9 protein-coding genes are annotated in these 9,960 nt (G+C 39.8%); 8 read left to right on the top strand and 1 reads right to left on the bottom strand.

What is annotated here, in order from left to right:
* Positions 1-204: 204 nt before the first annotated feature.
* Positions 205-465 (bottom strand): 30S ribosomal protein S20, encoded by a 261-nt coding sequence (gene rpsT / locus CWB66_RS12605; protein WP_008166555.1) that lies wholly within the window; start codon positions 463-465, stop codon positions 205-207.
* Positions 466-759: 294 nt separating this feature from the next.
* Between rpsT and murJ the strand changes: the two genes are divergently transcribed.
* The 8 genes from murJ to CWB66_RS12565 all read left to right on the top strand — a co-directional run bounded on the left by murJ (position 760) and on the right by CWB66_RS12565 (position 9,809).
* A complete protein-coding gene (murJ, locus tag CWB66_RS12600) occupies positions 760-2,298 on the top strand; it encodes a murein biosynthesis integral membrane protein MurJ (RefSeq protein WP_502705292.1) in 1,539 nt (512 codons plus the stop codon).
* An 84-nt stretch (positions 2,299-2,382) separates the two neighbouring features.
* On the top strand, positions 2,383-3,333 hold the full coding sequence (ribF, locus tag CWB66_RS12595) for a bifunctional riboflavin kinase/FAD synthetase (protein ID WP_138585656.1): 951 nt from the start codon (positions 2,383-2,385) through the stop codon (positions 3,331-3,333).
* 5 nt (positions 3,334-3,338) lie between these two features.
* Entirely contained in the window at positions 3,339-6,167 is a 2,829-nt protein-coding gene (ileS, locus tag CWB66_RS12590) for an isoleucine--tRNA ligase (RefSeq protein ID WP_077538653.1), read from the top strand.
* A gap of 12 nt (positions 6,168-6,179) precedes the next feature.
* Complete coding sequence (lspA, locus tag CWB66_RS12585) at positions 6,180-6,680, top strand: signal peptidase II (RefSeq protein WP_007376920.1); 501 nt, start codon at positions 6,180-6,182, stop codon at positions 6,678-6,680.
* Complete coding sequence (gene fkpB / locus CWB66_RS12580; RefSeq protein ID WP_077538652.1) at positions 6,677-7,117, top strand: FKBP-type peptidyl-prolyl cis-trans isomerase; 441 nt, start codon at positions 6,677-6,679, stop codon at positions 7,115-7,117. Before lspA ends, fkpB begins: the two co-directional genes overlap by 4 nt.
* Entirely contained in the window at positions 7,117-8,046 is a 930-nt protein-coding gene (ispH, locus tag CWB66_RS12575) for a 4-hydroxy-3-methylbut-2-enyl diphosphate reductase (RefSeq protein ID WP_077538650.1), read from the top strand. The genes fkpB and ispH overlap by 1 nt, the downstream gene beginning before the upstream one ends.
* A 30-nt stretch (positions 8,047-8,076) precedes the next feature.
* Positions 8,077-9,111, top strand: coding sequence for a sensor histidine kinase (locus CWB66_RS12570; RefSeq protein ID WP_138585655.1), 1,035 nt, complete (start codon positions 8,077-8,079; stop codon positions 9,109-9,111).
* A complete protein-coding gene (locus tag CWB66_RS12565) occupies positions 9,108-9,809 on the top strand; it encodes a LytR/AlgR family response regulator transcription factor (protein ID WP_138585654.1) in 702 nt (233 codons plus the stop codon). The genes CWB66_RS12570 and CWB66_RS12565 overlap by 4 nt, the downstream gene beginning before the upstream one ends.
* Positions 9,810-9,960: the final 151 nt, after the last annotated feature.

Here is a 9,960-nt window from a genome sequence, read left to right as displayed (position 1 = left end):
ATAAAGAATAAAATAGCACTATAACGTCGTTAAAAATTTTTTATTTAGAACAACTAGATACAAAAATTTTTGCCTAGTTCTAGCGTAATTTTCTTAACGTTAAATAGACCCTATATATAAGCAGATTGGTATAAACTACGAAATTAAGTTTTAGACAAAAAAAAACCGGCTAAAGCCGGTTTTTTATATTCTAACAAAAACAAATTATAGAGCTTTAATTTTAGCTGCTATACGGCTCTTATGACGAGCTGCTTTGTTTTTGTGGATTAGACCCTTAGTTGCGTAACGGTCTAGGATAGGTGTAGCAACAGAAAAAGCTTGCTGTGCAGCTTCTTTATCGCCAGCTTCAATAGCAACAAGTACTTTTTTGAAGTAAGTGCGCATCATTGAGCGACGGCTTGCGTTGTGCTGACGGTTCTTTTCGCTTGTGATAGCGCGTTTTTTTGCAGACTTGATGTTAGCCAAGGTTTGCTCCTAACAATCTTAAAATAAAGCTTAAATTAAAGGCCGTGGAATATGCCTGTTTCTATCATGAATGTCAATTTAAATTTAACATCCAAGAAAAACTGCACCATGTAACGAGCATCAATTTGCCGCTTTAGCAGTTAATGACGACATTGTAACAAAGCACAGACCCTCAGCCTAGTGCTTTAAAGCGATTTATAAAAAAGACTGTGGCATAATTGCATCTATTAGGGATTTTTAAGTAGGTTTAAAGTGTCAAAAGGTTTATTTCGTTCCGGTATGATTGTTAGCTGCATGACTATGATATCGCGAGTTTTGGGGCTTGTACGTGATGCTGTAGTAGCTAATTTGTTAGGCGCAAGTGCTGCAGCTGATGTTTTTTTATTTGCTAATCGTATTCCAAATTTTTTACGCCGTTTGTTTGCAGAAGGTGCGTTTGCTCAAGCATTTGTACCTGTATTGAGTGAAATCAAAGAGCAGCAGGGGGATGATAAAGTTAAACTGTTCGTTGCACAGGCTGCTGGTACGTTAGGGACTATTTTACTTGTTGTGACAATTGTAGGTGTAATTGCGTCTCCTGTTATCGCTGCACTATTTGGCACTGGCTGGTTTATTGATTGGTGGCAAGGCGGCCCTGATGCCGAAAAGTTTGAACTTGCTAGTTCATTACTTAAATTTACTTTCCCTTATTTATTCTTTGTAAGTTTAGTGGCACTAAGTGGTGCCGTAATGAATGTGTATAACCGGTTTGCTGTTGCTGCATTTACACCGGTTTTACTCAATGTATCTATAATTACATGTGCAATTTTTTTACATGATAAATTTAGCGTTGGGGCTTATTCTCTCGCAATTGGCGTGTTTGTTGGTGGTGTGGTGCAGTTGTTGTTTCAACTTCCATTTTTGTATCGAGCAAAAATGCTGGCTCGACCGCGTTGGGCATGGCAAGACGAAAACGTAAAAAAAGTACGCAAACTTATGTTACCGGCTTTATTTGGTGTCTCTATTAGTCAGATTAATCTGTTGCTAGATACCATGATTGCGTCATTACTAATGACAGGCTCAATTGCGTGGCTTTATTACTCTGACCGTTTAATTGAGTTTCCGCTGGGCTTATTTGGTATTGGTATAGCGACAGTTATTTTACCGGCGCTCTCTAAATTGCACAGCAGTAAAAAAAATAGTGACTTCCAACACACTCTCGATTGGGGGGTGCGTTTTGTTATATTTTTAGGTCTGCCTGCAATGATAGGCTTAATGATCATTAGCCCACTTATTATTACTGTTTTATTTGATCACGGAGCGTTTAAAGAAGACAGTGTTGATCATGTTAAAGCCGTAAGCTTAGGTGTTGTTGCGTATTCAGTTGGCCTTGTCAGCTTTATGCTAATTAAAGTACTCGCGCCAGGCTTTTATGCTCGCCAAGATACCAAAACACCGGTGCGTATTGGTATTATTACCCTTGTGCTAAATATGGTGTTTAACATTATGTTGGCTCCTTTTATTGGTTATTTAGGTTTAGCGCTGGCTACTTCATTATCGGCCAGTTGCAATGCATTTTTACTTTATAGGCAGCTTAAAAAAGAAAATGTGTATCAGTTTTCATCAATGAGTATGCACTTTACACTTAAATGTGTTGTTGCAAGTATGGTTATGGGAGCTGTTACATGGTTTGTGAGCAGTTACTATTACTGGGCTACATGGGCTTTTACACAGCAGGTAGTCTTATTAATAGCACTCGTGGCTTTGGCAGGTATTAGTTACTTTGCAATGCTATTTTTGATGGGCGTTAGACTAAATACGATAAAAAGTGTAGCAATTACTGAATCAAACTAAAAAAAAGATTATAATCGGCAACTCTGCGGCTTTAATTGTTTTTTAGTCGTAATTAATAGCTCGCTAAACAAGGCATTAGGTGGCATGGAGTTAATTAGAGGTATACACAATATTCGCCCACACCACTTTGGTTGTGTGTTAACTATTGGTAATTTTGACGGTGTTCATTTAGGCCACGCTGAAGTATTAAAAGGCTTACTTACTGATGCTAAAGCGCATAGTTTGTCTAGCACTGTAATGCTGTTTGAGCCTCAGCCACAAGAATTTTTTGCTAAAAACAATGCACCTGCACGGTTAACGCGCTTACGAGATAAGCTACGTTTGCTAAGTGAGTTAGGTATTGAGCGAGTTATTTGCATTAGCTTTAATCAGCAATTTGCAAACATGCATGCTGAGCAATTTGTTAATGATATTTTGATTAAAAAGTTAGGTGTTAAAGCTCTCACTGTTGGCGATGATTTTAAGTTTGGAAAGCAGCGCCAAGGTAACTTTGACTTACTTGCTAGCATGGGCAAGCAAGCGGGTATGGACGTAAAAAGCACCGCGAGTTTTCGTCAATTAAATGCTAGAGTAAGCAGCACTTTAATACGAGATGCTTTGGCATCTGGTGACTTAGCAAGTGCTAAAACAATGCTTGGTCACGATTATGCTATTTCTGGGCGTGTTATACACGGCTGGAAAAGAGGACGTGAACTCGGTTTTAGAACGGCAAATATTGCCCTAAAACGCCAAGTGTGTCCTGTCAACGGGGTGTTTGCAGTGCAAGCAACGATTGCAGGAAAACAGATTTTTGGCGTTGCAAATGTAGGCAATAAGCCCACATTTAATGGAACTCGTGCATTATTAGAAGTTCATCTTTTTGATTTTGCACAGGATATTTACGGACAATTTATGCATGTGGAGTTAATAAAAAAACTTCGCAATGAAAAAAAATTCGAGACATTAACACAATTAACGGCGCAAATAGCAACTGATGTTGCTGCCGCTAAGCAGTGTTTTGGTTTAAATCAGGTAGCCGATAGAGACGGAATGTAGGATAAATGAGCGACTATAAACATACTTTGAACTTACCGGAAACACCGTTTCCAATGCGTGGCAATTTGGCACAACGTGAACCAAAAATGCTTAAAGCATGGTATGAAGACGACCTATACGGTCAAATTCGCAGCGCTAAGAAAGGTAAAAAGACCTTTATTTTGCATGACGGCCCTCCGTATGCAAATGGCGACATCCATTTAGGCCACTCAGTTAATAAAATATTAAAAGACATTATTGTTAAGTCTAAAACATTATCTGACTTTGATTCACCATTAGTTCCTGGTTGGGATTGTCATGGTTTACCAATCGAGTTAATGGTTGAGAAAAAAGTAGGCAAGCCGGGCGTAAAAGTAACCGCGAGCGAGTTTCGTGAAAAATGCCGTGCATACGCTAAAAAACAAGTTGAAGGTCAAAAAGTTGATTTTAAACGTTTAGGCGTATTTGCAGATTGGGATAAGCCTTACTTAACAATGAACTTTGACTTTGAAGCGAATGCAATTCGTGTACTTGGTCGTATTATTGAAAAAGGTCATTTGCATAAAGGTGCTAAGCCTGTGCATTGGTGTACAGATTGTGGTTCAGCATTAGCAGAAGCTGAAGTTGAATACCAAGATAAGCAATCACCAGCGATTGATGTACGATTTACCTTTGTTGATCAAAATGCTGTTGTTAGCGCATTTGATTTGCTTGAAGGCCATAAAGGTGAAGGCAGTGTTGGTACTGTTATTTGGACAACAACACCGTGGACGCTTCCTGCAAACCGCGCCGTGGCAGTGCATGCCGATTTAGAGTATGCATTAGTACAGGTTGAAGATGAAGGCGTACAACAACGTCTAATTTTAGGCTCTGAGCTTGTTAAAGATGCAATGGACCGTTTTGGTTTTAATCACTTTCACGTATTAGGTTATGTAAAAGGTGCTGCGCTTGAAAACTTACAAGTTGCGCATCCTTTTTATGATTTTAATGTACCGGTGATCGTTGCAGAACACGTAACGACTGATTCAGGTACTGGCGTTGTACATACTGCCCCTGGTCATGGTCAAGAAGATTTCGTGGCTGGTTTAAATTACAACCTTGAAGTAGCTAACCCTGTTGGTGCAAATGGTGTTTATTTACCAGATACCGAACTTTTTGCAGGTCAGCATGTATTTAAAGCGAATGCGAGCGTAATTGAAGTATTAAAAGAGCGTGGTGCGCTTATGCATCATCATGCGCTTACGCATAGTTACCCACATTGCTGGCGTCATAAAACCCCTATTATTTTCCGTGCTACACCACAATGGTTTGTAAGTATGGATCAGGCTAACTTACGTCAAGATTCTTTAAAAGAAATTAAAAACACGCAGTGGTTACCAGAGTGGGGCGAAAGCCGCATTTCTAACATGGTTGAAAGCCGCCCAGATTGGTGTATTTCTCGCCAGCGTACTTGGGGCGTGCCAATCGCGTTGTTCGTTGATAAAGACACCGGTGCACTTCACCCAAATACACAAGAGCTAATTTCACAAGCAGCAGAGCTTGTTGAAAAGTCTGGTATTCAAGCATGGTACGATTTAGAACCAGCTACTTTACTTGGTGAAGCAGACGCCAAGCAATACATGAAAGTGCAAGATACGCTAGATGTATGGTTTGACTCAGGTGTGTCACACGCTTGTGTTGTAGACGCACGTGAAGACTTAGTGGGTCCAGCTGATTTATACCTTGAAGGGTCTGATCAGCACCGTGGTTGGTTTATGTCATCAATGATGACATCAGTGGCTATTAATGGTCATGCGCCATACCGCCAAGTATTGACGCATGGTTTTACTGTTGATGAAAACGGCCGCAAAATGTCTAAGTCACTAGGCAATGTTATTTCACCACAAAATGTGATGAATAAACTAGGTGCCGACATTCTACGTTTATGGGTGGCTTCTACCGATTACACGGCAGAAATGACTGTGTCGGATGAAATATTTAAACGTTCAGCCGATCGTTACCGCCGTATTCGTAATACTAGCCGTTACTTACTAGCTAACCTAAATGGTTTTGATCCAAAAACAGATCAAGTTGCTATTAATGACATGGTTGAGCTTGATAAGTGGATTGTTGGTCGTGCTGCTCAGTTGCAAGACGAAATTTTAGCCGCATACGATAGCTACCAAATGCTATTAGTAACGCAAAAGCTAATGAACTTCTGTACGGGTGAACTTGGTTCGTTCTATTTAGACGTAATTAAAGACCGCCAGTACACAGCTAAGAGCGATAGTCATGCACGTCGTTCTTGTCAAACAGCGCTTTATCATATTGCAGAAGCAATGACGCGTTGGATGGCCCCTATTATGAGCTTTACCGCACAAGAAATTTGGGAAGCGTTACCGGGTGAGCGTAGTGACTACGTATTTACATCTGTTTGGTACGATGGTTTACAAGCGCCAACAAATAGCCAATTTAGTAACGATGACTGGTTAGAAATTCTAACTGTACGCGACGAAGTAAACCGCTTATTAGAAGCTGCACGTAAAGAAGAAGTCATTGGTGCAACGCTTCAGGCAACGGTTAATTTATTTACAGGTAAAGAGCTTGCCGCTAAATTAAATGCGCTTGGTGATGAACTGCGTTTTGTATTGTTAACATCAGCTGTAAATGTTACTGAAGTTGATAGCCAGCCTGCTGATACACAAGCCACCGAAATTGAAGGCTTATTTATTAGTGTTGCTGCAACAGATGCTGCTAAATGTGAGCGTTGTTGGCATTACAGCGAAGATGTAGGTGTTGAGCCTGCTCATCCTGAAATTTGTGGTCGTTGTGTAAGCAATGTTGATGGCGAAGGCGAAAAGCGTCAATTCGCTTAGGAGTTATTCTCAGTGAGCAAATTAGCCCAAAAAAGTGGTTTAGTGTGGCTTTGGTTGAGTCTATTACTTTTAGTAATAGACTTTGCCAGTAAAACACTTGTTGTAGGGACAATGGCTTATCAAGAGTCGATAAATTTACTCCCTGTTTTTAGTATTACTTATGTGCATAACTATGGTGCTGCTTATAGCTTTTTAAGTGAAGCGGGTGGTTGGCAGCGTTGGTTTTTAAGTGCGATTGCCATTGCTATTAGTGCTTTGCTTGTGTGGTGGCTAAAACGTTTACCTGCAACAAACAAAGTACTATGCGGTGCCTACGCGTTGGTACTTGCAGGCGCTATTGGTAATTTATACGATCGTATTGCGTATGGTTATGTAATCGACTTTATTCACGTATTTTATAAAGACTCACATTTTCCTGTATTCAATATTGCTGATTGCGCTATTTGTATTGGCGCAGCACTATTGTTATTTGACGCCTTTACAGGTGAGAGTCCGAAGGAGCATAAAGCATGAGCCAAGCTGTAATTGGTGAAAACTCGCAAGTTATTTTCCATTTTTCTATTAAATTAGAAGATGGCTCTGCCGCTGATTCTACTAAGGTACATAATAAGCCTGCTAAATTAGTAATGGGTGACGGTAGCCTAACAGCAAACTTTGAGAAATGTTTATTAGGGCTGACTGCCGGCGAAAGCAAAACCTTTGAACTAGAACCTGAGGATGCGTTTGGTCAGCCAAACCCAGATAATATTTACTATGTTGACCGTAGTAAATTTGGCCCAGAAACACCAGCTAAGGTAGGTGCAATTATTGCGTTTACTCAACCTGATGGGACTGAACTTCCTGGTTTAGTGCGTGAAGTGCAAGGCGAGTCGGTAACGATTGATTTTAATCATCCTTTAGCGGGTCAGCGTTTAACGTTTGAAGTAGATATTATTGAGGTAGAAGGTTAATGGAAATATTATTAGCTAATCCTCGAGGCTTTTGCGCTGGTGTTGACCGTGCGATTAGTATTGTTGAGCGCGCTTTAGATATTTTTGAAAAACCGATTTATGTTCGCCACGAAGTAGTGCATAACCGTTATGTGGTTGACGGGCTAAAAAGCCGTGGTGCAGTATTTGTTGAAGAACTTGATCAAGTACCTGACGATAGCATTGTTATTTTTAGCGCACATGGCGTATCGCAAGCTGTTCGTTCGGAGGCTAAACGCCGTGATTTAAAAGTATTTGATGCAACGTGTCCGCTTGTAACTAAAGTACATATGGAAGTTACGCGCGCTAGCCGCAAAGGTATTGAGTGTATTTTGATAGGTCATCATGGGCACCCTGAGGTAGAGGGTACAATGGGGCAATACGATAACTCAGCCGGAGGTATTTACCTAGTTGAAACAGTGGAAGATGTTCTATCATTAAATGTAAAAAATGCAGAAAATCTTTTTTACTGCAGTCAAACAACGTTATCTGTAGATGATACAGCGGATGTCATTGATACGCTTCGTACTAAATTTCCATCTATTGATGGACCGCGTAAAGATGATATTTGTTATGCAACACAGAATCGACAAGATGCAGTGCGTGATTTAGCAGACAAAGTTGACGTGTTATTAGTCGTAGGGGCTAAAAACAGCTCTAACTCAAATCGCTTGCGTGAACTTGCAGATAAAATGGGTACGGTTGCTTATTTGATTGATGATGCCACTGATGTGCAAGCCCAGTGGGTTGTAGATGCTAAATCAGTGGGAGTCACTGCCGGTGCATCGGCGCCAGAAGTGCTCGTACAACAGGTAATTAGCCGATTAAAAGAACTTGGTGGTAAACAGGTTGTTGAGAATCCTGGTGAAATAGAGAATATCGTATTTGCTGTGCCAGTAGAGCTGCGTTAATTTAAAAATTTAGATTAAAGGAGAGTCGTTATGAGCAAATCGCTTCAATCTGATGCATTGCTTTTTTCGGCTCTTTTTAATGAGCGAGGCGTTCTAGCTTCGCTTATTGTGTCTCAAGTTATTGCTATTGTGCTGGCGTTTTCACCCAATACAGATGGGGATATATGGCAACGCCTTGGGGTTATCTGTTTATTTATCCATTTAATTGTTTTAGTCAGTACTTCTTCTTTATATTTATGTCGGCTCTTTTTACAAAAACACACTCATTTTTTTCAATTAGCTTATTTTTTTATCACTTTTATAGTAAGTACGATTGCATTTAGCATACTGTTTTCATACTTTGCTTTTGATATAGAAAATAGAGAACAACTGGTGTTTTTTACTCTTCGAAATTGCATTATTGTTTTTTTGCTTACGGCATTATTTGTACAATTTTTATTACTTTACTTTGAAAATGAACAGCAAACAAAAGCGCTTTCTCGCGCCGAGCTCGATGCACTCCAAGCGCGTATCCGCCCCCATTTTTTATACAATAGCTTAAATACAGCCGCAGAACTTACTCATCATGATGCACAAGCCGCTGAGCAGGCTATTTTGGCGTTAGCAGCATTATCGCAAGCCGCAATGCGCTCAGGGAAAAATGTATCTTTAGAAGATGAAATTGCGTTGAGTAAGCAATACATTGCACTCGAAATGTGGCGTTTTGGTACTCGTTTACAAGTTGATTGGCACATACCAAATGAGTTGCCAGCACTTTTAATTCCGTGTTTAACATTGCAGCCTTTAATTGAAAACGCGGTCTACTATGGTGTAGAAACGAGCGAAAGTGGGGCTGTTATTAATGTTGAGCTGCATGTTACTACTGGCTATTTAACTATTATTGTTTCTAATCCTATAACGGTGAATGAAACTAAAAAAAGAGCTAATAACGGCATGGCACTTGATAATATTCGCCAGCGATTAAATATTTATTATAAAAATAAAGCACAACTAACAATAGCTAATAACCATGGCGTATTTAGGGTGAAAGTTGTGATCCCTAAACGTGTTGAGAATATTTCATGAATATACTCATTGTTGATGATGAGCCCCTTGCTCGGGTACGCTTAAAGCGCTTACTTACTAATAGCCAAACGATAAGGTTATTAGGGGAGGCAAGTAATGGCCGAGAAGCGTTACAATTAGCTAAAAAACAGATACCTGATTTAGTTTTTTTAGACGTTGATATGCCTGGAATGAGTGGGTTAGAGGTTGCTAAAGAATTGAATTTTTCGGCTGTTCCCCCTGCAATTATATTTACCACGGCGCATCCAGAGCATGCATTAGATGCTATTGGATTAAATGCAGCGGGTTATTTAGTAAAACCAATATCAGAGCAAAGCTTATATAAAGCAATAGAGCAGTTAGGGCGCTTAACTAGAGTACAGGTACAAAAGCAGCACATGAATAAAATCAGCTATCAGCTAGCAGGTACGCTTAAGAGTATTGAAATGGAATCAATTTTTTATTTTAGTGCGGAAGAAAAATATACAAAAATAGTATTCGAAGAGGGTGACGCACTTATTGAGCAAAGCTTAAAGCAGCTCGAAGCGTTATACCAAACTTTTATCTTACGTATTCATCGCAACACCTTGGTAAACAGAAGCAAGATTATCGCTTTACATAGCCAAAGCAATGGACATCATGTTATTCAATTACAAGGTTGTGATGAATTACTCCCCGTTAGCCGCCGTGAATTAAGAGCCGTTAAGGATGCACTCTAAGTAACCTGAACTCTGGATAATAAATCTATCTCAAGCAGCTGTTTTTAGCGCTAACTGCATTGAAATTACTTGCAATAGGCCAGCTATTGACACGTAATTCCGCCTTATTTTCACTGAAAATCTCTTGCTAGAGAAAATAAACTTAATAATC

Origin of the sequence: Pseudoalteromonas sp. S558 (genome assembly GCF_005886635.1) — a bacterium.
Lineage (GTDB): Bacteria > Pseudomonadota > Gammaproteobacteria > Enterobacterales > Alteromonadaceae > Pseudoalteromonas > Pseudoalteromonas aliena.
The sequence above is the reverse complement of the archived record's forward strand: the minus strand, read 5'-3'. Positions and strand labels throughout refer to the sequence as shown.